Origin of the sequence: Thiorhodovibrio frisius (assembly GCF_033954835.1) — a bacterium.
GTDB lineage: Bacteria > Pseudomonadota > Gammaproteobacteria > Chromatiales > Chromatiaceae > Thiorhodovibrio > Thiorhodovibrio frisius.
This window is the reverse complement of record NZ_CP121471.1, coordinates 5,017,343-5,042,094: the sequence shown is the minus strand read 5'-3', so window position 1 is coordinate 5,042,094 and position 24,752 is coordinate 5,017,343. Positions and strand designations below refer to the sequence as shown.

The window sequence follows — 24,752 nt, the reverse complement described above, 5'->3', positions numbered from 1 at the left end:
TGGAGGCGGGCTAGAGGGCAGGGCAAAGACACTGGCCCGGATGCAACCTCCTTGAAGCCTGAGATTGATGATCACGACAACTCCCCCCGCAAGGACTCCTGATCTGCAAAAGTACGAGAAAGCATCCCGCAAATTGTTATTGTATAACAGATGAACATGGGTACGCGCGCCCCAGCAGGGCAACATGCGAACACCCCGCTATATTTTCTGCTCGTTGACCCCTATGTATAATCGCGGGCATGTATAATCACGCGCCAGCGACGGGAACCTCAGCAGCCAGACTGGCGGTCAGGTCAGCTGATGAGCGGGACATGAACAACGCACAAACAAGCCAAATCATCACAGACCGGCGCTAGCAACAGCAGCCCGGCAACTGATAGCAAACCGACATCAACCTAAACAACGAGAACGCAGTGCGGAATTTGTGCGCCAGCGGCACGTCACCATTGCTGGGTCACCGGAGGTCCGCCCCGGTCCATGGCTGGCCTAATTCTGCAACAGACGCGAGTAAGCTGATTTTTCTGACTTGGGAGGATATTTGCAGTGGCCAAGACAATCATGGTGGTTGACGATTCCGCCTCGTTACGGAATGTCGTCTGTATCGCGCTCAAAGGCGCTGGCTACGATGTGATCGAAGCCGGGGATGGAAAAGAAGCCCTGTCCAAGCTAAAGGGCCAGAAGGTGCATCTGATCGTCAGCGATGTGAACATGCCCAACATGGACGGCATCACCATGGTGCGCGAGGTCAAAAAGCTCGACGCCTACAAGTTCACGCCGATCATGATGCTGACCACGGAAAGCCAGCCGGAGAAGAAAGCGGAAGGCAGAGCTGCCGGTGCCAAGGCCTGGCTGGTTAAGCCCTTCCAGCCACCCGTGCTGCTTGACGCGGTCTCGAAACTGGTGCTGCCCTGATGGGCAGGGTGAGGCTGGCGAGCCTGATGAACGTGCTGGGTGGGCGATGCTCAGCCAGATCGCGGGCTTGTGGCTATTAAGCGACGAACCTGATCTGTTTTCGCGCCCGCGCCACTTAAGGGCGCGGTAAAGGTCGAAAAACCGTCTATGCTGTAACTAGGCTTTTACAAGAGGCTGCCTCGCGAGGTCTCCGTTTGACTCGAGCGCCTAACTGAGCCCCTAACTGAGCGGGAAGCTCCCAGTCAACCACCGGCCCAGGGCACACTAGCCGGGATTGTCTGCCGAGCTTACCGACACAATGAGAAGAACCCCAAAACGGCGAGGCTGACCCAAGCCACTGCAAGGATCATAGGCCTTCGGAGCTGCTCGACATGACGACCGACCAACCCACACCCTCGGCGGACACCCTTGTCTACGAAGGCGAGATGACCATCTATAGTGCGGCAGCCAACTTTCAGCGGCTGAAAGAAGTCCTCGACCAACGCTCCCCGATCCACCTCGATCTGTCCCAGGTGACGGAGATTGACAGCGCTGGACTGCAACTGCTGCTGTTCGCCCAGTCTGAGGCTGACGCCCATGGGCTTGCGTTCTCAATCGCCAGTGTCAGCGAAACAGTCGACGATATGCTCAATATGCTGTTCCTCAAGCGGACCTTTGGAGTGCCGACGCCTGCTCAGCCGGAGGCCAGCACATGAACATGGATGCCGCCCGGCAAGCTTTTCTCGAGGAAGTCGAGGAACTGCTGCACACAATGGAGGACGCGCTCTTCGCGCTCGAATCCAACCCCAGCGATAACGAATCGCTGAACGCAGTTTTCCGCGCCATGCACACGATTAAGGGCACTGGCGGGGTTTTTGGCTACACGCCCATCGTCAATTTCACCCATGAAATCGAGTCGGTCATGGAGGAGGTCCGCTCCGGGCGCGAACCTATGACCGACCAGCTGGTCAGCATTCTGTTCGAATGCCGAGACCATACCGGTAATCTCGTCGAAGCCATCGTTTCCAGCGATGGCGAAGAGAGCTTGGAGTTGGATCCGGCGCTGATCGAAGCTGGCACCACGCTGGTGGAAAAACTGGCCGCGCGCAACGGCGGCGGATCGGGCACCGCTGCCAGCGGCTCCGCCAAAGGCGCGTCAACACAAGATCCAGCGGCCGCGAGCGCGAGCGACGACAGCGACGCGCCCAAATATCTGCCGATGGCCAGCGATGCCTGGATCATCGCGCTGGACTTTGGCCCCGATGCCTTGCGCAACGGCATGGACCCACTGTCGTTTCTGCGCTATCTAAGCTCGCTCGGCAATATTGTCGATGTCGCCACCATCCCGATCTGGCCCCCGAATCCTTCCGACATCGACCCCGAGAGCTGCTACCTGAGTTTCCGCATCAGTTTCCGTAGCGAGGCCGACAAGGCCGCCATCGCTGATGTGTTCAACTTTGCCGAAGATGACTGCGACATCCGCATCTTGCCCCCCGAGACAGCGCAGGACAAGTATCTCGAGATGCTGCATCGCCTGCCGGACGATCAAATCAGCCGCATCGGCGAGATGTTGGTCGAGATCGGCGCGCTGACGCAACAAGAACTTGACCGTGGTCTCGCCCTGCAAGGGATCGGCGCCCCCACCGAGAGTGAAGAAGAGACCGCCGCAGAGAAGCGCCCCTTGGGTGAGATCCTGGTTGAACAGGGCGCGGTCAAACCGGCGCTGATGGAGCAAGCGGTCAAGACGCAGGAAGCCGCGCGCAAGCGCCAGGATGAAAACCGCTTTATCCGTGTCGATGCCGAACGCCTCGGCCACCTGATCAACCTGGTTGGCGAGCTGGTCACCAGCAGCGCCGCCATTCGGGTGATGGTCGAGCGCCATGGTATCGAGGACATGGCAGAGGTCGTCGATGGCGTCGACTACTTGGTCGAGGAAATCCGCGACAACGCCCTGCAATTGCGCATGGTGCCGATCGGCGACAGCCTGTCACGCTTTCGCCGGGTGGTGCGTGACTCCAGCAAGGATCTTGGCAAGGAGATCGACCTAGTCATCACTGGTGGTGAGACCGAACTCGACAAAACGCTGATTGAAAAAATCACCGATCCGCTCACCCATCTGATCCGCAACGCTATTGACCATGCCATCGAGTTGCCTGAGGAGCGACAACGCGCCGGCAAGCCGACCGCTGGTACCATCCTGTGCAATGCCTTTCATGATTCAGGCCATATCGTCATTGAGATCAAAGACGATGGTGCCGGCCTTGACGCCGAACGCATCCGCGCCAAGGCGGAGGCCAAAGGGATGGTCAAGCCCGAGGATGTGCTGAGCCATGAGGAAACTCTGCGACTGATCTTCGAGCCCGGCCTGTCCACCAAGGATACCGCCAGCAACCTGTCCGGGCGCGGTGTGGGCATGGACGTGGTGCGGCGCAACATTGAGGCCCTGCGCGGTTCGGTGGAGCTTGAAAGTGAAAGGGGCAAGGGCACCAAGATCACCATCATCCTGCCGCTGACCCTGGCGATTATCGATGGCTTCTTGGTCGGGGCTGGTAGGGAACAATATGTGATCCCGCTGTCTCAGGTGTCGGAATGCGTGGAGGTCGATCCAGCCGCCACTACCAACCGCAATGGCGAGCATTACGTCAACCTGCGCGGCGAAGTGCTGCCCTTTATCCGCCTGACTGAGCTGTTCCGCTGCAATGCTGACGAACGTAAGTCCACACGCGAGAGCCTGGTGGTGGTACGCTTTGGCCATCATAAGCTCGGTTTGGTCGTGGACACCCTGCTTGGAGAGCTGCAAACCGTCATCAAGCCCCTTGGCAACCTGTTCGAGAACCTCCATGGTATCGCCGGAGCCACTATTCTTGGTACCGGCGATATCGCGCTCATTCTGGACGTGGGCGAATTGGCGAATATCGGTCAAACGCATCGGCGAACTGCCAACTAGTCAGTTTGCCACCACTGGTGGCCTGGGCGGGATCTATTACCAGAACCCGAGTCGCTCCCGGTGTTAAACACTTAACCCTTTCATGATTTGTCTGTGTTATTCCTAATTAGAGCCGGAGAATTCGATGCTTAGCTCCTTGACCATGGCCAAAAAACTCATTCTTGGCTTCGGTATCGTCCTGGCCCTGCTCGTCATCGTGAGCGGGTTTGCGTACGTCACTATCAACAACGCTTCGACCGACTTCGGCGAGTATCGCCGCAAAGCCCGAAACGCGAACCTTCTAGGCGAGTTGCAGGCAGCCATGCTGATGGGCCGCATGAACGTCAAGGACTTCCTGATCACCAAGGGCAGCGACAAGGACAAGGCCGAGTTCCACCAGTACGCGCAGGAGACCGTGCGTCTGCTCGGAGAGGCCGAGGGCCAGATCAAAAATCCCGAGCGCCAAGCAAAGATTCGCGAAGCTCAGACACAAATCGAGACCTACATTACGACCTTCAAAGCGGTTGAAGTGGAAATGGCCAACCGCAACCGCCTGGTTAATGAGGTCTTGGCCAAGCTCGGACAGGAAATTGAGCAGGGCCTGACGGAAATCTTCGAGACCGCGTTGCGCGATGGCGACCCGGAATCCGCAAGCGATGCGGCTGCGGCCTTGCGCCACGTCCTGCTTGCACGTGTCTATGTGATGAAATACGTCGATGATAACCTCAAGGAAAGCCAGGACCGCGTGCGCCAAGAGTTGGAAAAGGCGACGCAGACTTTCGACGTGCTCGACCGAGGACTGCAAAACCCCACCCGGCGCAGCATTCTCGCCAATATCCGGACGCTGGAGAAGGAATATGCTTCGAACTTCACCGGTCTGGTGACAGCCATCGACACGCGTAACGACCACGTGGTCAACACGCTCGACGTTCTCGGCCCCGAATTTGCGGCCCTGCTCAATGAGATCAAGGTCGCGATCATCAAGGAGATGGACGAGCTTGGCCCCAAGGTCCAGGCCGCCAACGAGCGCGCTGTCTTTATCATCTCAGTGCTGTCTGCCATTGCCCTGTTGTTCGGCATCGTCATCGCCTGGCTGATCATCCGCGGCGTCATGGCACAACTGGGCAAGGACCCTGCCGTCATCGCAGATGTCACCAAGCGCGTTGCCAACGGCGATCTCGGCATCGAGTTCGACCAGCAAGGCTTGCGCGGTGTTTATGGCGACATGCACGGCATGGTGCAGCAACTCCAGCAGATTGTCGGCGAGGTGCGGGTCGGTGCGGATAACCTCAGTTCCGCCTCTAGTGAAGTCAGCTCCACCGCCCAGGCGCTTAGCCAGGGCGCGACCGAGCAGGCCGCGAGCGTCGAGGAAACCACTGCCAGCATCGAGCAGCTCAATGCCTCGGTGCAGCAAAACACCGAGAACGCTCGGGTCACCAACGGCATCGCCAGAAGCTCGGCCGACGAAGCCCGCCAGGGCGGCGAGGCGGTCACCCGCACGGTCGCGGCGATGAAGGAAATCGCCAGCAAAATCGGCATGATCGAGGAGATCGCCTACAAGACCAATCTGCTTGCGCTCAACGCCGCCATCGAGGCCGCGCGCGCCGGTGAGCATGGTAAGGGCTTCACTGTGGTGGCCGCCGAGGTGCGCAAGCTCGCTGAGAACAGCGGCGTGACGGCGCAAGAAATCAACCAGCTCGCCACCAACAGCGTCTCCATTGCCGAGGACGCGGGAAAAGTGCTCGAGCAGATGGTGCCCAACATCGTCAAAACCGCCGAGTTGGTGGAAGAAATTACCGCTGCCTCCGGCGAGCAAGCCTCGGGTATCGGGCAGATCAACGAGGCCATGGGGCAGCTCGATAAGGCCACGCAACAAAATGCCTCCTCCTCTGAGGAGTTGGCAGCGACGGCCGAGGAACTCAGCGGTCAGGCCGCGCAGTTGCAGGAGACCATGGCCTTCTTCAAGCTCTCCGCTGGCGGTAAGCGCCAGAGCTCCGCGGCCAAAAAAGCCCCGGCGCCAAAGCCTGCTGCCGCTTCGCGTGGCGATGATGGCTTCTCGAGTGGCGGTGACGATCTGGACTCCCAGGACTTTGAGCGCTTCTAGGCGGAGAACCCGATGACAGCTACCGCAACCAAGAGGCCCGGCAGCGATCAGACTGGCGTCGCTGAAGACGCCGCCCAGTATCTGACTTTTTCGGTGGCCGAGGAGCGGCTGGCGATGTCCATTGATGCCGTGCAAGAGATCATCGAGACGCCCAGAGTCACCCAAGTACCGATGACGCCGGACTATATTCGAGGCGTCATTAACCTTAGGGGCAATGTGGTTCCGGTGGTCGATCTGGGCGCGCGCCTCAATCGCGGCGCGCTGACTGTCTCCAAGCGCAGCTGTGTTGTGCTGGTCGAGGTCAAGACGCACAGCGACGGCGACAGTCATGTGCTCGGCATGTTGGTCGATGAAGTCAACAATATCCTTGATATTCCGCGCGACGATGTTAAACCGGCACCGGAGTTCGGCTCGGAGATCCGCACCGACTTCATCGAGGCCATGGGTCGGGTCGATGATGTGTTTGTGATTATTCTGGCCATCGATAATGTGCTGTCGATCCAGGAGCTGGCCGCGTTGAAAAAGATCGTTGAGGGGGCAGGCATGGATGGCCAGAATGTGGGGAGCTGATCGCAATACGGCCAAGCAAGACAACCCGGCGATTGAGGCATTGGCCGAACTCGACCCAATCTCCGATAAAGCCTTTGAACGGTTCCGCCAGTTTATTTACGAGAAGGCGGGGATTAACCTCGCCCCGCACAAGCGGCAACTGGTCAGCTCGCGCTTGCAAAAGCGGCTGCGTCACTACGGGTTGCGCAGCTATGATGCCTATATTGACCTCATTTCTCAGGCTGGCAAGGAAGAAGAGCGGCGGCGTTTGGTCGACCTGCTGACCACCAACGAGACCTATTTCTATCGGGAACCCGCGCATTTCGACTATCTGCGTGCCAAGATTCTGCCTCAGTATCGCAATCGCACCCTGCATCTTTGGAGCGCGGCCTGTTCGACCGGCGAGGAAGTCTATACGCTCGCCATGGTTCTGGCCGAGACGCTGGGGCGCAGCGACTGGGATATTCTCGGCTCCGACATCAACTCTCAGGTGGTGGCTACCGCCAAACGTGGCATGTATCCACTCGAGCGTGCCAAGAATCTCCCGCCCGAATGGCTATCAAAGTATTGCCTGAAAGGCGTGCGGGCGCAGGCGGGCAATCTGCTGGTTAGTCCCAAGCTCAAGTCGCGCACCCGCTTTGAGGAACGCAATCTGAAAAAGCCCCGGGATGATGGCCGGCGCTTCGAGATTGTATTTTTGCGCAATGTACTCATTTATTTTGACGTGGCCACCAAACAGCTGGTGCTCGACTGCCTGAGTCGCTCTATTGCTCCGGGCGGGTATCTGTTTATCAGCCATGTTGAATCCTTGCACGGCATTAAGACCGACCTTACCACCATTGGGCCCTCGATCTTTCGCAAGCCGGTGCATTAGTTTCTTGCCTGATCGCATGCTTATTCATTCTGCTCCGCATGAACGCAGCAACATCCCCCGCGCACAAGAAACCGATTGAAAAGCGCGTGATTCACGCCGGAGAGTATCATGTGTCGCGCAACCCCATTGTGCTCTCGACCCTGCTCGGTTCTTGTGTCTCGGTCTGTCTGTACGACCCGGTAACGCGCGTGGTTGGCATGAATCATTTTCTGCTCGCCACGCGCCACCCGAGCCAGGAGGCCCCGCTGGCCTCGGATGCCGGGCGCTATGGTCTCGGCGCCATGGAGTTGCTGATCAACGACATGCTGAAAATTGGCGCTCGTCGCGCCAATCTGCGTGCCAAGGCCTTTGGCGGCGGCAATGTGCTCGCCACGCGGCTGAATGAATTGCCGGATCGTTTCAGCATTGGCAAGATCAATATCGATTTCGTCCAGCGTTTTCTGGCCCAGGATCGTATTCCCCTAGTTGCGCAGGACTTTGGCGGCGACATGGGCCGACAGATTCGTTTCGAGAGTAGCGATTTTTCGGTGTACTTAAGACGCATTCCTATTAAGCGCGCCAGCCGCATACTGACTGAAGAAAAGCAATACTTTGACAAGGAACTCAAACATCAACACGAGAAAAGCAGCGTCGAGTTCTGGTAATTCAATGCAAATGCACATGATTCTGGTGCTCCAGACCCTCATTAAAGGAGCAACCTTCGCATGACCATTAAGGTGTTTATCGTTGACGACTCTGCTGTCGTCCGGCAGGTGCTGACCGAGCAGCTCAATACGCTGACCGGCATTGAAGTGATCGGCTCCGCGCGCGACCCAATTTTCGCGCACAAAGCATTCGAGAAAGGTTGGCCTGATGTCATTGTGCTCGACATCGAAATGCCGCGCATGGATGGGCTGACCTTCCTGCGGCAATTGATGAAAGAGCGTCCGACGCCCGTGATCATCTGTTCCACGCTGGCTGGCAAGGGTGCTGAGATCACCATGCAGGCCATGAGCGCTGGCGCGGTGGACATCATCACCAAACCCACGGTGGGCCTGCGCCAGTTTTTGGAAGAATCCAAGACCCAACTCGGCGATGCAATTCGCGGTGCCAGCCATGCTCGCATGGATAAAGTCACGCGTCACGGGGGCTCGGCAGCGGCGACGCTCAAGCCCACGCCCAAGTTGGCCGCGGATTCTGTCGTCGCTGATCGCGCCTTCAAACCGCTCGCAACCACGACCGACCGGGTTATTGCCATTGGTACCTCGACCGGCGGCACCCAGGCGCTTGAGTATGTGCTCACACGCTTGCCGCGTACGGCACCGGGCATTGTGGTGGTGCAGCACATGCCGGGGGCCTTCACCGCTGCTTTTGCCGAGCGCCTCGACAGCTTGTGCCAAATTCATGTGCGCGAGGCCAAGAGCGGCGACCGGGTGATTGCTGGCCAGGCGCTGATCGCCCCGGGCACCTCTCACATGCTGCTGCGCCGCAGTGGTGCTCAGTATGTAGCCGAGGTCAAGGGCGGGCCACTGGTCAGCCGCCATCGCCCGTCGGTGGATGTACTGTTTCGCTCAGCCTCGCAGTCGGCCGGCCCAAATGCCATTGGCATCATTATGACCGGCATGGGCGACGACGGTGCCCGTGGCATGCTGGAAATGCACGAGGCCGGCGCCCTGACCATCGCCCAGGACGAGGCCAGCTGTGTGGTCTACGGCATGCCGAAAGAGGCAGTCAAACTCGGCGGCGTCGATGCCATCGTCGGCATTTCCGCCATCCCCGGGATTATCGTCAAGGCACCCTCTCGGGCGGCCTATCTTCACCATGGGGCACGTTGAACCGGGCATCTGAACCGGCCATCCCATTGAACAGGGCGTCAGACTGAACTGGGGATCAGACTGAGCTGGATATCACATTGATCTGGTGACTGAATCTGGTACGCCAATCTCGCGCGGCCAGTTTTCCAGCGCATTGAGCAGCTGTTCGGTCGCGGCATTGCCGCGATGCTCGTCGCGGAGTTCCCGAATACGCTGGCGATACTGACGCAGGCTCGGACCGCAGCCGCTGGATTCGTCTGCTAGCTGTCGTATGCGCCATGCATCCCAGGTCGCGCGCTCCGTCGGGCTCAGGCTATCAGGCCAGTTGCGCGCCCGATAGCGAAATAGCAAGACAGGCAGTCGCGGGTCCTGAAACTTAAGCCGCGCTCCCGCCAGCTCCGCCGGTGACATGGCCCGCACCCGCCCCATTAGGCGCTGATCCGCGGGCGGGAAAAAGCCGGCGTAAAGCGCGTGGTCAGGATCTTGAGCCGCATCCAAACCATGTCGTGCAAAGGCCGCGCGCACCCTCTCTGCTACCCGTGCTACAGCCTCGGCATTGGCATGAAATGCCTGCCAGCGTTGCTTGACTTGGGTGGGATCGATCAACCATCGCTCGGCTGCGTCCGCGCGCAGGGTTGACAGTGGCGCGACCATGGGCGAGGCATTCAGGCGCAGCTTCTTAAGCGGCAGGCGCCTGATACCAGGCGGCAAATCCTCAGCGCGGGTGAAGACGCGTTCGCGTATCTCTGCAACCTCGAGTGCAAACAGCTCGGCGGGGTCTTCGCGCAGATCCCACAAGATGACACCACTGCGGTCTTCGGCGCTCGTGGGCGCTACTACCATGACTGGCGCGATACAGCCGCGCTCAGCGGGATATCTGGAGGAGACATGCAGCACCGGCTGGCCGGGTTTGAGCAGCTCGCGCACCCGCTCCTTGTCGCGCAGCTCAAGGCCATAGTGAAATAGCCTCGGCTGGGCGTCACGCAACAGCCTCGCCAGCGCCAAGGTGGCGCGCACATCGGCCAGGGCGTCGTGGGCGCCCTGGTGTGCGATGCCGTTGGCTGCGGTGAGATGCTCAAGCCGGAAGGACGTCGCTCCGCCCGGATGCCGGGGCCATTCGATCCCCTCGGGGCGCAAGGCATGGGCAAGACGGACCAGGTCGATCAGATCCCAGCGCGAGGTGCCGTCGCGCCAGCTGTGCCCATAGGGATCGAGGAAATTGCGATAAAAGAGGGAGCGCGTGACTTCCTCGTCGAAGCGGATGCTGTTGTAGCCAACCGAGCAGGTGCCCGGACGAGCGAATTGCTGCTGGATGTCGGCGGCAAAAGCGGTCTCGCTGACGCCCTGCTGCGCGGCCAGTTGCGGGGTGATGCCGGTGACCAGGCAGGCGTCTGGAGCGGGTAGAAAGTCATCCGCCGGTTGGCAGTAGCGCACCAGCGGTGGCTCGGCTGGGCCGAGTTCGTTCAGCTGCGCATCGGTACGCAGTCCGGCGAACTGGCAGGGGCGATCACGCCGGGGGTCGGAACCCCAGGTTTCGTAATCGTGCCAGTAGAAGGTCTCTGGCAGTGGCACGCTGGATGCCGGACTGGAAGCCGCAATGGCGCCAGCGCAAGCGACCTGGGACCCTTAAGCCTGACTGGCCGCCATTGCTGGAGCGGCGTGTCAGACCTTTTCTTTGATGCGTGCCGACTTGCCTGAGCGATCGCGCAGGTAATAGAGTTTGGCCCGGCGCACATCGCCGCGACGCTTGACATTGATGTCGGCAATCGCCGGGCTGTAGGTTTGGAATACTCGCTCGATGCCCTCGCCATGCGAGACCTTGCGCAGTGTGAAGGCGGAGTTGAGACCGCGATTGCGCTTGGCGATACAAACGCCTTCAAAGGCCTGTAGACGCTCGCGGTTGCCTTCGGTCACCTTCACCTGCACGACCACGGTGTCGCCTGGGGCGAAGGGCGGAATCTCGCGCGTCATCTGCTCGCGCTCAAGCTCAAGAATTACATTACTCATGGTTCGATTTCTCCTGAATCCAGCGCGGCGGCCTGCCGAGCTTGAATAAAATCCTGCAGCAACTGCTGCTCGTCGTTATCAAGTGTCATTTTCGCGAGCAAATCCGGGCGCCTCAGCCAGGTCCGTCCCAGCGCTTGCTGACGCCGCCAGCGCGCGATGGCGCCATGGTCGCCACTGAGCAGAACCTCCGGCACCCGCAGACCGTCGATCTGTTCCGGACGGCTGAAATGCGGACAGTCCAGCAGCCCATTCATGTGTGAGTCCTCGCACGCCGAGCGCTCATGTCCCAGAGCGCCCGGTAGCAGGCGGATCACCGCATCCATTACAACCATGGCCGGCAGTTCGCCGCCACTTAGCACATAATCGCCAATTGACCATTCCTGATCGATGCAGCTTGCAAGCAAGCGCTCGTCGATGCCCTCATAGCGCCCGGCGAGCAGAATCCAGCCAGGCGCCGAGGCGAAGTCAATCATCGCTTGCTGATCGAGCGTTCTTCCCTGAGGCGACAGATAAGCCACTTGCGCGCCCGGCGAGGCCGCACGCGCTGCGGCGATGGCTGCCGCCAGCGGCTCGAACAACATCACCATGCCTGGTCCGCCACCGTAGGGCCGGTCATCGACCCGCCGATGCGCACCGAGCGCAAAATCGCGCGGATTCCACAGATGCAACTCGGCAATCCCGCTGCCCAATGCGCGCGCTACCACGCCTTCGCCGGACAGGATGCGAAACTGCTCCGGGAACAGCGTGATTACGTCAAAACGCACGTCAGAAGTCCCGCTTCAGGAATCTGGATTAACAGATCCGGTGTCAGAAGTCAGGATCCCAATCGACGCTGATTCGCCCGCGCTCGAAATCCAACTCCCGGATGACTCTGTCCCAGACAAAGGGTATCAGCCGTTCCCGTTCACCACGAATCACCAGCACATCGTTCGCGCCTGTTGCCAGTAGGTGGTCCACCACCCCGAGCGAGTCGCCAGCAATGGTCTCGACGCTCAGTCCCTCAAGATCCGTCCAGTAAAACTCATCAACCGCCGGTGGTGGCAACTGACTGCGCTGCACGGCGATTTCAGCTCCGACGAGCGTCTGCGCTTGGTCGCGGTCGTCGCAATCCTTAAGGCGGACAATCAAGCCCTTGCGGTGCCGCTGGCTCTGCACCACTCTCCAGCCGGATGCCTTTGGTTCAGCGCCGGGGATCACACCACCGGGGATTCCATCACCGGGAGGGCCGCTGAGCAACCAAGGAGAGTAGGTCAGGATATTCTCAAGCGGTTCGGTCTCAGAGAGTACCTTGACCCAGCCGCGGACACCGAAAACGCCAACGATGCGCCCTAAGACGACTCGGCGATCAGAATCTGGAAACGCGCTGCCCGGAGCCATGAAAATGTGTTTTCAGTGCCTATAGCGCAGCGGGCATTCCCAGTCGCCATTTCCAATCCCGTTTCCAGATCCCGTTTCCAATCCCGTATCCAATCAAGGGGCCCGGTGTTGATCTCCCGGCACTCGTTAGATCAATCGCTGATGGAACCCTGGGCGATAGAAACCTGGTCGATCAAGTGCGGTCGATCAAACGCAGGGCGGCTCATCCGAGCGCGGCTGCAAGGGGCAAATGACGAGACAGGGTTTAAGCCGCTGCTTGCACCTGTTTGGCCGCTGTTTTCAGCAAATGCGCGACCCGCTCTGTTGGTTGCGCACCCTGGCCCATCCAGTGCTCGGCTCGCGCGCGATCAACCCGCAGCCGTTCCTCGCCACCCTTGGCGCCGGGATTGAAAAAACCAATGCGCTCAATATACTTGCCATCACGCGTGCAGCGGATGTCCGCTACGACGATCTGATAAAATGGCCGTTTCTTGGCACCACCACGCGACAAACGAATCTTGACCATGAGTCCTCAACCTGTAGGAATCGACAACCGTACCCATCGGCCCTGGGTAAACCGGAGCCGTAGGAAACCCTGAATACGTCAAACCATCCAGTTTACCTCGACAGGCGAGATAAAGAAACATTAAAATTGCCCTTCTTGCCGCGCCCGGTTCGCCGGCCTGGGTCGCCCCCCATGGGCATCCGGCCAATGAGAAGCAGGCCCATGAGAATTCTGGCCCGGAGAATCGGGTTAAGAACCTCCCGGCTGGCATAGCCTTCGCATCTGCCTTATCATGCCGCGTTCGGTCGCGACGGTGGTTGTTCGCCCTGTTGCTGATGGTCCGGTGCGAATGCCCCAGTGCTTAAACCATGGACCTCAAGCAAGGTGACGCTCTTTTCCAGAGGTTCCCAGCCACTATCGTCGCAGCTCTCATAAAGTTAACCCCGAGGGTGTTTTACCAACTGCAAACGGGTTTTCGGTTTTGGGCCGGGTGACGGCCACGGGGGTCTCGGCGGCCCTTGATCGGATCAGGGATGCCGCCGGGAAGCCTACAGGGAGGTATTCACGGCGTCCCCCGTGGCCGTCACCCGGCCCAAAACGAGCCGAAATCTCAAAGGGTTTCGGTATACCTGACCCAACAGGTTCAGTCCCCGGGGTGGCGCGGCGCCATAAGCGTTAATACCTGCCCCAGGCATGGACAATGGTCCGCAATTCGCAACGGTTTCAGCGAGGTCGCTAGATGACGCCCCTGAAGAACGCCAAGGCATCCACAATGATGGATTCGCCTCTCCGTCCAGGTACTCTGCCGCCTGCCCAAGGTCTGTATGACCCGGCACATGAGCATGACGCCTGCGGTGTCGGCTTTGTCTGCCATATTAAGAACCAGCAAAGCCATCAGATCGTCCAGCAGGGGCTGGAGATTCTGCACCGCCTGACCCATCGCGGCGCGGTAGGTGCCGACCCCAAGGCCGGCGATGGTGCCGGCATTCTGGTGCAGATGCCAGATGCCTTCTTTCGCGCCCTGGCAGAGTCAAAGCAACTCGACTTCGAACTGCCAGAGCCTGCGCACTATGGCGTCGGCATGGTGTTCCTGCCGCGCGATGACCAAGCCCGGCAACAGATGCAGGCCACGGTCGAGCAGCATCTGAGCGACGGCGGCCAGACAGTGCTTGGCTGGCGCGATGTGCCGGTGGATAACAGCGATCTGGGCGAGAGCGTCTTGCCTTCGGAGCCGGTCACGCGCCAGGTGTTTGTTGCCTGCGGACCCAACTGTAAAGATCAAGATGACTTCGAGCGCAAGCTGTTTGTTATTCGCAAGCGCATGGACAACGCCATACGCGCCGCTGGTTTCGACAAGACGGCCTATTACGTGTCCTCCATGTCCTCGCGCACCATCAATTACAAGGGCATGCTGCTGGCCGATCAGGTCGGCAATTATTACCTTGATCTTCAGGACGAGCGCTTTGCCTCGGCGCTGGCGCTGGTGCATCAGCGCTTCTCGACCAACACCTTCCCCACCTGGGACCTGGCGCAGCCTTTCCGCATGATCTGCCACAATGGCGAGATCAACACCTTGCGCGGCAACGTGAACTGGATGGCGGCGCGCCGTCACACCATGCGCTCGGATGTTCTCGGCGAAGACCTCGACAGCATCTGGCCGCTGATCCCAGAAGGCCAATCGGACTCGGCCTGCTTCGACAACGCACTCGAGCTCCTAGTGATGGGTGGCTATTCGCTGGCTCATGCCATGATGATCCTGATCCCCGAAGCATGGTCCGGCAACAAGCAGATGGATGAGGAGCGGCGCGCCTTTTACGAATACCATGCCGCCCTGATGGAGCCCTGGGACGGCCCGGCGGCTGTGGCCTTCACCGACGGACGCCAGATCGGCGCCACGCTTGATCGCAACGGTCTGCGCCCGGCGCGCTATCTGGTGACCAACGATGACATGGTCATCATGGGCTCCGAGATGGGTGTGCTCGACATCGCCGAAGAGCGCATCATCAAGAAGTGGCGCCTGCAGCCAGGCAAGATGTTCCTGATCGATCTCGAACAGGGCCGCATCATTGATGATGCCGAGATCAAGCACGAATTGGCAAACGCCCAGCCCTATCGCGAGTGGCTCAACCGTACCCAGATTCGTTTGGACTCCCTGCCGACCGATGTCGCCCCCATGGCGCCGACCGAGGACGTGCTGCTCGACGCCCAGCAGTCCTTTGGCTACACCCAGGAAGACATCAAGTTCCTGCTCACGCCCATGGTCCTGACCGGGCAGGAGGCCATTGGCTCCATGGGCGCGGACAACCCGCCTTCGGTGCTCTCGGCGCGCTCCAAGCATCTGTCGACCTACTTCAAGCAGAACTTCGCCCAGGTCACCAACCCGGCCATCGACCCCATCCGCGAGGAGCTGGTCATGTCGCTGGTGTCGCTGATCGGCCCGCGACCCAATCTGCTTGGCATTCAGGAGGCGGGCGAGGACGGCAACTGGCATTGGCGTCTGGAAGTCGACCAACCCGTGCTGACCAACGAAGACCTTGAGCGCATTCGCCACATTGAGGACAACTCGGGCGGCGCCTTCCGCACCAAGAATCTCGACATCGTCTACCCGGCGACCGAGGGTGCCGACGGCATGGGCGCGGCGCTGGAACGCCTGTGCGACGAGGCCGGACAGGCGGTGCTGGCCGGATACAACATTCTGATTCTGTCCGACCGTGCCTCCAATCGCGATTTCATTGGCATCCCGGCGCTGCTCGCCACCTCTGCTGTGCATCATCATCTGATCCGCCGCGGTCTGCGCACCAGCTCAGGCCTAGTGGTAGAAACCGGCGCGGCGCTCGAGGTGCATCACTTCGCCACTCTGGCCGGTTACGGCGCCGAGGCGATCAATCCCTATCTGGCCTTTGACACCATTGAGGCCATGCTGGCACGCCTGCCGGCTGGCGCTGGCGCCCCGGACAGCTTCGAGGACGCCCAAAGCCGCTATATCAAGGCCGTTGGCAAGGGGCTGAAAAAGGTCATGTCCAAGATGGGCATTTCTACCTTCCAGAGCTACTGTGGCGCGCAGATTTTCGACGCCGTGGGGCTGAACCAAGGCTTTATCGATCATTATTTCACCGGCACCGCAAGCCAGGTGGCAGGTGTGGGCTTAGCCGAGGTGGCTGAGGAAGCAGTGCGTTGGCACCAGCAAGCCTATGGCAACGATCAAGTCCTGCTGCGCCAGCTCGACGCCGGTGGCGACTACGCCTACCGCCTGCGTGGCGAGGATCACGTCTGGACGCCGCAAAGCATCACCCAGCTGCAGCACGCGGTGCGCGGCAATGATGCCAAGACCTTTGCCGACTTCGCCCGCCAGATCAACGAACAGAACGAACGCCTGCTGACCTTCCGCGGCCTGATGGACTTCAAGTGGGCGGATCAGCCCATCCCCATCGACGAGGTCGAGCCGACCAAGGAAATCGTCAAGCGCTTTGCCACTGGCGCCATGAGCTTCGGCTCCATCAGCTACGAGGCGCATTCCACGCTCGCGAAGGCCATGAACGCCATTGGCGGCAAGTCCAACACCGGCGAGGGTGGCGAGGAGCCCGAGCGCTTCAAGCCGCTGCCGGATGGCTCTATGAACCCCGAGCGCTCGGCGATCAAGCAAGTCGCTTCGGGCCGCTTTGGGGTGACGGTCGAGTATCTGGTCAATGCCGACGATATTCAGATCAAAGTCGCCCAGGGTGCCAAGCCGGGTGAAGGCGGTCAGCTGCCGGGCCATAAGGTCAATGCCCAGATTGCGCGGGTGCGTCATTCCACCCCAGGCGTGGGGCTGATCTCACCGCCGCCGCATCACGATATCTATTCCATTGAGGATCTGGCCCAGCTGATCCATGACCTGAAAAACGCCAATCCCAAGGCACGCATCAGCGTCAAGCTGGTCTCTGAGATCGGCGTCGGTACAGTGGCTGCGGGCGTTTCCAAAGCCCATGCCGATCATGTCACCATCGCCGGCTACGACGGCGGCACCGGTGCCAGTCCGCTTACCTCCATCAAGCACGCCGGCTCTCCATGGGAGATCGGCCTGGCCGAGACCCATCAGACCTTGGTGCTCAACCGCCTGCGCGGGCGCATCGCGGTGCAGGTCGACGGCGGTCTGCGTACCGGTCGCGACGTGGTCATAGGCGCCCTGCTCGGGGCGGATGAGTTCGGCTTTGCCACCGCGCCGCTGATTGCCGCCGGCTGCATCATGATGCGCAAGTGCCATCTGAACACCTGCCCGGTCGGGGTGGCGACGCAAGACCCCGAACTGCGTCGACGCTTCACCGGCCAGCCCGAGCATGTGATTAACTTCTTCTTCTTTATTGCCGAGGAAGTGCGCGCACTAATGGCCAAGCTTGGCTATCGGCGCTTTGACGACATGATCGGTCAGATGGATCGGCTGGAAATGCGCCGCGCCATCGACCATTGGAAAGCGCAGGGTCTGGATTTCTCGCGCATTCTTGCCAAGCCACAAGTCGGCCCCGAGGTGAAGATCTTCAACAGCGAGACCCAGGATCATGGGCTGGAAAAAGCTCTGGACCACGAGCTGATCCGTCAGGCCGCACCCGCGCTGGAGCAAGGGCAAGCGGTGCGCATCGAGACCGAATTGCGCAACTTCAATCGCACCGTCGGCACCATGCTCTCAGGCCGGGTGGCCGAGCGTTATGGTTATCAGGGCCTGCCGGAAGACAGCATTTTCATCAGTGCGCGCGGCATCGCCGGCCAGTCCTTCGGCGCATGGCTGGCGCATGGCGTGACCATCGAACTGCAAGGTGAGGCCAACGACTATGTCGGCAAGGGCCTCTCTGGCGGGCGGTTGATTATCTACCCACCGGCGAATTCAAGCATCGAGCGTGCCGAGGACAACATCATCGTCGGCAATACTGTGCTCTACGGCGCCATTAGCGGCGAGTGTTTCTTCCGCGGCGTGGCGGGCGAGCGCTTCTGCGTGCGCAACTCAGGCGCTGTCGCTGTGGTTGAGGGCGTTGGCGACCATGGCTGTGAGTACATGACTGGCGGCATCATGGTCTGCTTGGGGCCAACCGGGCGCAACTTCGCAGCCGGCATGTCAGGCGGTATCGCCTATGTGCTCGACGAAGACGGCACTTTTGCTGAGCGGTGCAACTTGGCCATGGTGGAGCTTGAGCCCATTGAGGCAGAAGACGAGGCACTCGAGATGAGCGCACATCAGGGCGGTGATCTGGAATCTTTGGGGCTGGTGGACATCAGCAGCGACATGACTCGCCATGACGCCGCGCGGCTCAAGCAACTCATTCTCAAGCACAAGCATCACACCAACTCGGCGGTGGCGGCGCATATTCTTGAGCACTGGGAGGAGATGCTGGGCAAGTTCGTCAAGGTGATGCCGGTCGACTACCGCCAGGCGCTCGAGCAGATGCAGTCGAGTCAGCGGCACCCGCCAAGTCCGTCCAAGCCACACCCCAGCGCACTTCACAAGGGGGTTGTCGAACATGGGTAAGCCAACAGGTTTTATGGAATATGCGCGCGCTGAGCTTGGGCTTCAGCCGGTCGGTGATCGCATTGTCCATTATTCGGAGTTTGCGCTGCCACTCACGGACAGCGAGCTTAGCATCCAGGGCGCGCGTTGCATGGACTGTGGCATTCCCTACTGTCATCAGGGCTGCCCGGTCAACAACATCATTCCGGATTGGAACGACCTGGTCTATCGCCAGGACTGGCAAACCGCGATTGAAGTCCTGCACTCCACTAACAACTTTCCGGAGTTCACCGGTCGTATCTGCCCGGCGCCCTGCGAGGCGTCCTGCACGCTCAATATCGACGACAACCCAGTCGCTATTAAAGCCATCGAGCGCGCTATTGTAGATCGCGCCTGGGAGGAAGGCTGGGTCAAACCCCAGGTACCCGCCCATCGCAGTGGCAAGAAGGTGGCGGTGATTGGTTCCGGCCCCTCGGGACTGGCCGCAGCGCAGCAACTCGCGCGTGCCGGCCATGCCGTGGCCCTGTTCGAGAAAGAAGACCGCATCGGCGGTCTGCTCCGCTATGGCATCCCCGACTTTAAACTGAGCAAAACCCTGATCGACAGGCGCATGAGCCAGATGCGCGCCGAGGGCGTGGAGTTCCACACCAACTGCCATGTTGGCGTCGATATTCCGCTTGAGGACCTGAAGCGCGACCATGACGCTCTGGTGCTCTGCGGTGGCTCCGAGAAAGCGCGCGATCTCGATGTGCCCGGGCGCAGCTTCGATGGCATTCACTTTGCTATGGACTTGCTGCGCGCCAACTCTAAGCGGGTGCAGGGCGTCTTTGTGCCAGACGAGGACTTCATCAGCGCCGAGGGCAAGCATGTGGTGGTCATCGGCGGCGGTGACACCGGCTCTGACTGCATTGGCACCTCCAACCGCCATGGTGCCAAATCCATCACCCAGATCGAAATCCTCGACCAGCCGCCAGCCAAGGAAGACAAAGGCCTGACCTGGCCCAACTGGCCAAACAAGATGCGCACCTCTACCTCGCAGGAAGAAGGCTGCCAGCGCATGTGGAATGTGCTCACCAAAGCCTTCGTCAGCGACGGTGAGAACCGCGTCAAGGCGCTGAAATACGTCCTGGTGCGTTGGGACAAGGACGACAGCGGTCGTTGGCAGATGAGCGAAGTGCCAGGCTCCGAGGCCGAGATGCCGGCTGATCTGGTGCTGCTGGCCATGGGCTTCGTTCACCCAGTGCACGAGGGCATGCTTGAGGAACTGAAAGACAGCGCCGGCCTCGCACTCGACGGCCGTGGCAATGTCCAGGCCAGTACCGAGGGCGAGCACGCCTATGCCACCAGTGTCGAAGGCGTCTTCGCCGCCGGCGACATGCGTCGTGGCCAGTCCCTGGTCGTCTGGGCAATCCGCGAAGGTCGCCAGTGCGCGCGTGCTGTCGATGAATGGCTGATGGGACGCAGCGACCTGCCGCGCTGAAACAGACCTTCGGGGATGATCTTATCCCCTCGACTTAGCGGGCCTGTCAACCGAGCTGGCTGTGGTTGGCATGGCCGCGCGACGCAGAATGACTTCTTTCGTTGCAGTAAATGTCCCGTCCCACCAGCTCGCCAGCGTCTCTCGCGTATGATTCCGTTGCAGGCTGAGGGTCCGGGCCAAGACGTGCAGTGGGGCGCGTTCATCCAACCCTTACCCGAGGAACATCATGGACGGAGACACCAAGCAGAGTGGACAGGTGAATCAGGCGTTACGCGCCGAGGTACCGCTCATTGTTGTCTTGGCGACAACGCTGGCTTTTCTGGCGTTCGGCAAGGACTGGCTTTCCGACCTGAGCAATCCTCTATGGCTTGCCCTGATGTTTGGCTGGCTGTTTGCGGTCATTCTTTGGGCCGCGCTCAAGGTGGTGCACCATGCGGATTGTCTGGCACTGAAGCTCGGTGAGCCCTATGGCACCCTGATTCTGACTCTGTCGGTGATCTCCATCGAGGTGCTGATGATCGCCGCGCTCATGCTGGGTGGCAGCAATAATCCTACCTTGGCGCGCGATACCATGTTCGCCGTGATCATGATTGTGCTCAACGGCATGGTGGGGCTCACCCTGCTGCTCGGCGCGCTGCGCCATGGCGAGCAGTCCTACAACCTGCAGGGCGCCAATGCTTATTTGTCAGTCATTATTCCGCTGGCTCTGCTCACCCTGGCGTTGCCCAATGTGACTGTGACCACCGCAGCGCCGACCCTGAGCGGGTTTCAATCTGTCTTCCTGATTTTCATCTGCGTTGCGCTCTACGGGACCTTCCTTGCCATCCAAACTCTGCGTCACAAGCACTATTTTACCGATCCGGCGGCCCAGGCCGTCAGTGGGGACGCTGAGCATGGGCACGGCATATTCCCGCTGCGTTCAGTACCTTTCCACGCCCTGCTTCTGCTAGCCTACCTGATCCCTGTGGTCCTGCTGGCAAAAAAGCTTGCTGCTCCGGTCGATTATGGCATTGAAGAACTGCATCTGCCGGCAGCACTCGGCGGTTTCATTGTCGCGGCTTTGGTGTTGACGCCAGAGGCCGTGGGTGCGGTCCAGGCGGCGCTCGCTGATCGGCTCCAGCGCGCCGTCAATATATTTCTCGGTTCCGTGATGGCGACTATCGGCTTGACGGTGCCGGCGGTGCTGGTTATCAGCCTGGTCACCGGAAAAACGGTCGAATTAGGATTGCAGGGCGCTGACATGCTGATGCTGGTGGTCACCCTGATGGTCTCCATGGTCACCTTCAGTGCCGCGAACACCAATCTCTTGCAGGGCGTTGTCCATCTCACCTTGTTTCTGGCTTACCTGATGCTGATTTTCGCGCCTTAATCCTGGCGAGTCAGCATTGCCTGGGTGGCTAGCCTGACAAGGCAATGTGCGGTCTTTGAGCGCGGGAGTCCGTTCATTATGGCGGCAGAAATGTCCCCAAAGCCAGGGGCTTATCAATGGCTCTTGCATGCCGAGGCCGCGCAGGCGCTGGCCGCCTATCGCGAACATCTGGCCGCGCAGGGGCCAACCAGGGCTGGCGGTTATCTGCGCGCGGAACTCGGCGGTGATGCCGCCGCTGCGCTCAGTGATCGGGAATTCCTGCAACGCTTGGTCAACACCAAACGGCCGCAATACTTCGCTGAATCGGCCGTTTATGGCGACGGGCGCGATTGGAATGCAACCGAGTTGTCGCTGCTCGGCGATCTTGGCCTGGCCGTGCCGGTGCAGGTTTTTGATGACGGTCGCCACCAGAGCCCAGAGATTCACGACCAGCCCCTGTTCGCGACCCTGCTTTTCATTCCAGGTGCGCTGTTGCGTAACGGCCGTGGGTGCAGGCCGGCCGACTGGGACGCGGTTACCCGGGATAATGCGATTGATCCAGTCGGCTATAACGCCCTCTATGAGCGTCGGTTGCTGCCGTTGCTTGAGTACGCCGATGCTGATGCCGCTAAACGCGGGCAAGCGGCAGTCGTAACCCTGCCAGGGCTAGGCTGTGGCCAGTTTGCCGGTCCTTTTGCTGGTTCACTCGGTGCACGGTTGCAGGAGGCGCTCGTCGCGCTGCTGCAACGCCATGCCGCAAAGTTAAAACACATTAAGCTGGTTTACTACGACCCCTACATTGAATGCACCAACCAGCAGGTCGAGTTCGCTAGCCTGTCACTGCGGGTGCGGCCTTTCCTGCAGGGCAATGCCGACAAGCCCCAGCTTTGTGCTCCCGAGCGCTATGCCGAGCCCGGGGACGATTTCAGCCAGTGCCGCCTCTACAGTGTGGTCGCCTGGGATCCGGTCTCCTGGCCAGGCAATGACTTCTGGGCCGGAGTAAGAGTCACGGACGATGGCGTCAAAGCAGCCGCAACCGACTTGATGTCCGTCATCACCGGGATATCAGGGCAATATGACCGCCGTCACCACAGTTACCAGGCACCGCCACCCTACCCAAACTGGGAGGCGCTGGTGCAGGATCAGGGCATCCGGCTTCAGGTGTAAAGGCCCAGCAGCCCAGCCTTGCTGACATGATCAAAATGGTTCGATATCGATCTCGGAGATGACGTTCGGCATTACAGCTTTAGTGCTTTTTGAAAAAGACCACCTCGGGCAGTCCCAGGAAATGATCATCCGAAGTGATTAGCGCCGCCTGATGATACCGGGCAGTGGCGTAGATGATTGCATCGGCAAACGATAGCTTGTGGGCTATCGATAGGTCGGCCGCCAGCGTGTCTTGGTGGCAGCCGACCCATTTGTATCACTCGAATTGTACCGATGTTGGCGTGATCAGGCGCTCGGGATGGTCGAAATAGGGCCTGAAGTCATCGCGCAGCACACCATCTGTGAGCCACCCAATCCAGCCACAAGTATCGATCAAATTCACGGCGCCGAGTGTTCCGAACGGTCACGATAGTCCATTGGCGCGTCGCTGAGACCAGCAAGCAGTCCACGTGCTTGCTGCAGCGACTGTGTCGGTACCAACTCGATGACCCGCCCTCGCGCCACCACCACGAATTGCTGCCCAGGTTCGAGCCCCAGTTGTTTATGCGCGGTCTTGGGGAACGAGAGCTGCAAATTGCTAGAGAGTGTTGCGTGTATTATGGACGTTTCTCCAGCCGTTTAGCCGACCGACGGCAGCCCCGCCAGTGCCATGGCCACTTCGGACTCATCGTAGGTCAGATCCTTCAGCTTGCCGGCCGTGTAGTCCATGTAGGCCTGCATGTCGAAGTGTCCATGGCCGCAGAGGTTGAACAGAATCGCCTTGGATTCGCCCGATTCGCGGCATTTCTCGGCCTCATGGATGGCGCCGCGCACCGCGTGGTTGGCCTCCGGCGCAGGCAGGATGCCTTCGGCCTTGGCGAAGGTAATGCCGGCGGCAAAGCACTCGAGCTGATTGTACGAGCGCGGGTTGAGCAGCCCGAGCTTGCTCAGATGGCTGATCTGCGGTGCCATGCCGTGGTAACGCAACCCGCCGGCATGAAAGCCCGGCGGTACGAAGCCAGAGCCGAGGGTGTACATCTTGACCAATGGCGTTAGATGGGCGGTGTCGCCAAAGTCGTAAGCAAAGGCGCCCTTGGTCAGGGTCGGGCAAGCCGATGGCTCCACGGCGATGAACTCGATGTCACGTCCTTGTCGCAGGCGTTCCTCAAGAAACGGGAAAGCCAGCCCGGCAAAGTTACTGCCGCCGCCGGTGCAGCCGATGACCATGTCCGGATAATCATCGGCCATCGCCATCTGCTCTTTTGCCTCGATGCCCGTCACTGTCTGGTGCAAGAGCACATGGTTGAGCACACTGCCGAGCGCATACTTGGTGTCATCGCGCTGCGCGGCGAGTTCGACCGCCTCGCTGATGGCAATGCCTAAGCTGCCCGTGCTGTCGGGATGCCCGGCGAGAATGGCACGTCCAGCCTCGGTCGTATTACTGGGGCTCGCGATACATTGGGCGCCGAAGGTCTCCATGAAGGCGCGCCGATAGGGTTTGTGGTCAAAGCTGACCCGCACCATGTAGACGACGATCTCCAGTCCAAAAAAAGTTCCGGCCAGCGCCAGCGACGAGCCCCACTGCCCGGCACCGGTCTCGGTGGTGATGCGCTTGACCCCTTCCTGCTTGTTATAGAACGCTTGGGGAATGGCGGTGTTGGGCTTGTGGCTACCAGCGGGGCTCACGCCCTCGTATTTGTAATAAATACGCGCCGGGGTATCGAGCGCCTTTTCCAGTCGACGGGCGCGAAACAGCGGCGATGGCCGCCATTGCCGGTAGACCTCGCGCACCGGTTCGGGGATTTCGATCTCCCGCTCGGTGCTCATTTCCTGCTCGATCACCGCGCGCGGGAAGATCACGGCCAGATCATCCGGGCCAATCGGCTGCTTGGTGCCAGGATGCAGCACCGGGGCCATGGGCTCGGGCATGTCGGCGTTGATGTTGTACCAGGCCTTGGGCAGGTGCTGTTCGTCGAGCAGGTATTTGACGGTGTCGCTCATGGTTCTTGTTGGTCTCTTTTTGATGGTGAGAGGTTTGCTGCAGGATGCATAAGGCGATTTTGCCTCAATCGACCAGCGCAGCGCCATTGTGAACTCGGGCGATGGAGCTGCCGGGTTTGGATCCGTGCAGTCTTCCTGGGGTTCTTAACCCGCGCTTCTGCGTTATATTGCACCTTTTGGGGAGCGGTATGCCGCTGCTGGTTGCGGTCGCCGCTATGACACTGGATGCCTGCGCCTTTGGGCGCGGGCCAACGGCGTGGTCAGGATGCGAGTGATCGCTGGCCAGGCTTGAGGTG

At 60.2% G+C, this 24,752-nt stretch carries 19 protein-coding genes; 12 read left to right on the top strand and 7 right to left on the bottom strand.

The genetic code is table 11. From position 1 onward, the window contains the following. Positions 1-543: 543 nt before the first annotated feature. The 8 genes from Thiofri_RS22965 (at position 544) to Thiofri_RS22930 (ending at position 9,158) form a co-directional block, all read left to right on the top strand. A complete protein-coding gene (locus Thiofri_RS22965; protein ID WP_009148831.1) occupies positions 544-912 on the top strand; it encodes a response regulator in 369 nt (122 codons plus the stop codon). A 371-nt stretch (positions 913-1,283) separates the two neighbouring features. Next, positions 1,284-1,607, top strand: a complete 324-nt coding sequence (locus tag Thiofri_RS22960) for an STAS domain-containing protein (RefSeq protein WP_009148829.1) — start codon at positions 1,284-1,286, stop codon at positions 1,605-1,607. Next, on the top strand, positions 1,604-3,838 hold the full coding sequence (locus Thiofri_RS22955; RefSeq protein ID WP_009148828.1) for a chemotaxis protein CheA: 2,235 nt from the start codon (positions 1,604-1,606) through the stop codon (positions 3,836-3,838). The genes Thiofri_RS22960 and Thiofri_RS22955 overlap by 4 nt, the downstream gene beginning before the upstream one ends. 124 nt (positions 3,839-3,962) lie before the next feature. Next, the gene (locus Thiofri_RS22950; protein ID WP_009148826.1) at positions 3,963-5,921 is read left to right on the top strand and encodes a HAMP domain-containing methyl-accepting chemotaxis protein; all 1,959 of its coding nucleotides are present in this window, start codon (positions 3,963-3,965) and stop codon (positions 5,919-5,921) included. Positions 5,922-5,933: 12 nt separating this feature from the next. Beyond that, positions 5,934-6,491, top strand: coding sequence for a chemotaxis protein CheW (locus tag Thiofri_RS22945; RefSeq protein ID WP_009148825.1), 558 nt, complete (start codon positions 5,934-5,936; stop codon positions 6,489-6,491). Then, complete coding sequence (locus Thiofri_RS22940; RefSeq protein ID WP_009148823.1) at positions 6,478-7,344, top strand: CheR family methyltransferase; 867 nt, start codon at positions 6,478-6,480, stop codon at positions 7,342-7,344. The genes Thiofri_RS22945 and Thiofri_RS22940 overlap by 14 nt, the downstream gene beginning before the upstream one ends. A 38-nt stretch (positions 7,345-7,382) precedes the next feature. Next, entirely contained in the window at positions 7,383-7,988 is a 606-nt protein-coding gene (locus Thiofri_RS22935; protein WP_009148822.1) for a chemotaxis protein CheD, read from the top strand. A gap of 60 nt (positions 7,989-8,048) precedes the next feature. Beyond that, entirely contained in the window at positions 8,049-9,158 is a 1,110-nt protein-coding gene (locus tag Thiofri_RS22930; protein WP_009148820.1) for a protein-glutamate methylesterase/protein-glutamine glutaminase, read from the top strand. A gap of 72 nt (positions 9,159-9,230) precedes the next feature. Here Thiofri_RS22930 and sbcB read toward each other — a convergent pair whose 3' ends face one another. The 5 genes from sbcB to rpsP all read right to left on the bottom strand — a co-directional run bounded on the left by sbcB (position 9,231) and on the right by rpsP (position 13,026). After that, on the bottom strand, positions 9,231-10,709 hold the full coding sequence (sbcB, locus tag Thiofri_RS22925; protein WP_009148819.1) for an exodeoxyribonuclease I: 1,479 nt from the start codon (positions 10,707-10,709) through the stop codon (positions 9,231-9,233). 90 nt (positions 10,710-10,799) lie between these two features. Then, positions 10,800-11,144, bottom strand: a complete 345-nt coding sequence (gene rplS, locus Thiofri_RS22920) for a 50S ribosomal protein L19 (protein ID WP_009148817.1) — start codon at positions 11,142-11,144, stop codon at positions 10,800-10,802. Then, positions 11,141-11,908: a tRNA (guanosine(37)-N1)-methyltransferase TrmD gene (trmD, locus tag Thiofri_RS22915; RefSeq protein WP_009148816.1), complete on the bottom strand. Its 768-nt coding sequence runs from the start codon at positions 11,906-11,908 to the stop codon at positions 11,141-11,143. Before trmD ends, rplS begins: the two co-directional genes overlap by 4 nt. 43 nt (positions 11,909-11,951) lie before the next feature. Next, the gene (gene rimM, locus Thiofri_RS22910) at positions 11,952-12,521 is read right to left on the bottom strand and encodes a ribosome maturation factor RimM (RefSeq protein WP_009148814.1); all 570 of its coding nucleotides are present in this window, start codon (positions 12,519-12,521) and stop codon (positions 11,952-11,954) included. A gap of 244 nt (positions 12,522-12,765) precedes the next feature. After that, on the bottom strand, positions 12,766-13,026 hold the full coding sequence (gene rpsP / locus Thiofri_RS22905; protein WP_009148813.1) for a 30S ribosomal protein S16: 261 nt from the start codon (positions 13,024-13,026) through the stop codon (positions 12,766-12,768). A 754-nt stretch (positions 13,027-13,780) separates the two neighbouring features. Between rpsP and gltB the strand changes: the two genes are divergently transcribed. The 4 genes from gltB to Thiofri_RS22885 all read left to right on the top strand — a co-directional run bounded on the left by gltB (position 13,781) and on the right by Thiofri_RS22885 (position 22,476). Next, the gene (gene gltB / locus Thiofri_RS22900; RefSeq protein ID WP_040856765.1) at positions 13,781-18,502 is read left to right on the top strand and encodes a glutamate synthase large subunit; all 4,722 of its coding nucleotides are present in this window, start codon (positions 13,781-13,783) and stop codon (positions 18,500-18,502) included. Continuing rightward, positions 18,495-19,961, top strand: a complete 1,467-nt coding sequence (locus Thiofri_RS22895; RefSeq protein WP_009148810.1) for a glutamate synthase subunit beta — start codon at positions 18,495-18,497, stop codon at positions 19,959-19,961. The genes gltB and Thiofri_RS22895 overlap by 8 nt, the downstream gene beginning before the upstream one ends. 226 nt (positions 19,962-20,187) lie before the next feature. After that, positions 20,188-21,330, top strand: coding sequence for a calcium:proton antiporter (locus tag Thiofri_RS22890; protein WP_009148808.1), 1,143 nt, complete (start codon positions 20,188-20,190; stop codon positions 21,328-21,330). Between the two features lie 90 nt (positions 21,331-21,420). Next, positions 21,421-22,476, top strand: a complete 1,056-nt coding sequence (locus Thiofri_RS22885; RefSeq protein ID WP_143741882.1) for a hypothetical protein — start codon at positions 21,421-21,423, stop codon at positions 22,474-22,476. 79 nt (positions 22,477-22,555) lie between these two features. Here Thiofri_RS22885 and Thiofri_RS24900 read toward each other — a convergent pair whose 3' ends face one another. Beyond that, positions 22,556-22,654 carry a PIN domain-containing protein gene (locus Thiofri_RS24900; protein WP_407702952.1) on the bottom strand — a complete coding sequence of 33 codons (99 nt, stop codon included), beginning with the start codon at positions 22,652-22,654 and terminating at the stop codon, positions 22,556-22,558. 440 nt (positions 22,655-23,094) lie between these two features. Continuing rightward, a complete protein-coding gene (locus tag Thiofri_RS22880) occupies positions 23,095-24,456 on the bottom strand; it encodes a TrpB-like pyridoxal phosphate-dependent enzyme (protein ID WP_040856757.1) in 1,362 nt (453 codons plus the stop codon). Positions 24,457-24,752: the final 296 nt, after the last annotated feature.

Coding starts and splice junctions, on each gene's coding strand:
- Thiofri_RS22960 (WP_009148829.1), top strand. CDS start 1,284: ATGACGACCGACCAACCCACACCCTCGGCGGACACCCTTGTCTACGAA.
- Thiofri_RS22955 (WP_009148828.1), top strand. CDS start 1,604: ATGAACATGGATGCCGCCCGGCAAGCTTTTCTCGAGGAAGTCGAGGAA.
- Thiofri_RS22950 (WP_009148826.1), top strand. CDS start 3,963: ATGCTTAGCTCCTTGACCATGGCCAAAAAACTCATTCTTGGCTTCGGT.
- Thiofri_RS22945 (WP_009148825.1), top strand. CDS start 5,934: ATGACAGCTACCGCAACCAAGAGGCCCGGCAGCGATCAGACTGGCGTC.
- Thiofri_RS22940 (WP_009148823.1), top strand. CDS start 6,478: ATGTGGGGAGCTGATCGCAATACGGCCAAGCAAGACAACCCGGCGATT.
- Thiofri_RS22935 (WP_009148822.1), top strand. CDS start 7,383: ATGAACGCAGCAACATCCCCCGCGCACAAGAAACCGATTGAAAAGCGC.
- Thiofri_RS22930 (WP_009148820.1), top strand. CDS start 8,049: ATGACCATTAAGGTGTTTATCGTTGACGACTCTGCTGTCGTCCGGCAG.
- rplS (WP_009148817.1), bottom strand. CDS start 11,144: ATGAGTAATGTAATTCTTGAGCTTGAGCGCGAGCAGATGACGCGCGAG.
- rimM (WP_009148814.1), bottom strand. CDS start 12,521: ATGGCTCCGGGCAGCGCGTTTCCAGATTCTGATCGCCGAGTCGTCTTA.
- rpsP (WP_009148813.1), bottom strand. CDS start 13,026: ATGGTCAAGATTCGTTTGTCGCGTGGTGGTGCCAAGAAACGGCCATTT.
- gltB (WP_040856765.1), top strand. CDS start 13,781: ATGGATTCGCCTCTCCGTCCAGGTACTCTGCCGCCTGCCCAAGGTCTG.
- Thiofri_RS22895 (WP_009148810.1), top strand. CDS start 18,495: ATGGGTAAGCCAACAGGTTTTATGGAATATGCGCGCGCTGAGCTTGGG.
- Thiofri_RS22890 (WP_009148808.1), top strand. CDS start 20,188: ATGGACGGAGACACCAAGCAGAGTGGACAGGTGAATCAGGCGTTACGC.
- Thiofri_RS22885 (WP_143741882.1), top strand. CDS start 21,421: ATGTCCCCAAAGCCAGGGGCTTATCAATGGCTCTTGCATGCCGAGGCC.
- Thiofri_RS22880 (WP_040856757.1), bottom strand. CDS start 24,456: ATGAGCGACACCGTCAAATACCTGCTCGACGAACAGCACCTGCCCAAG.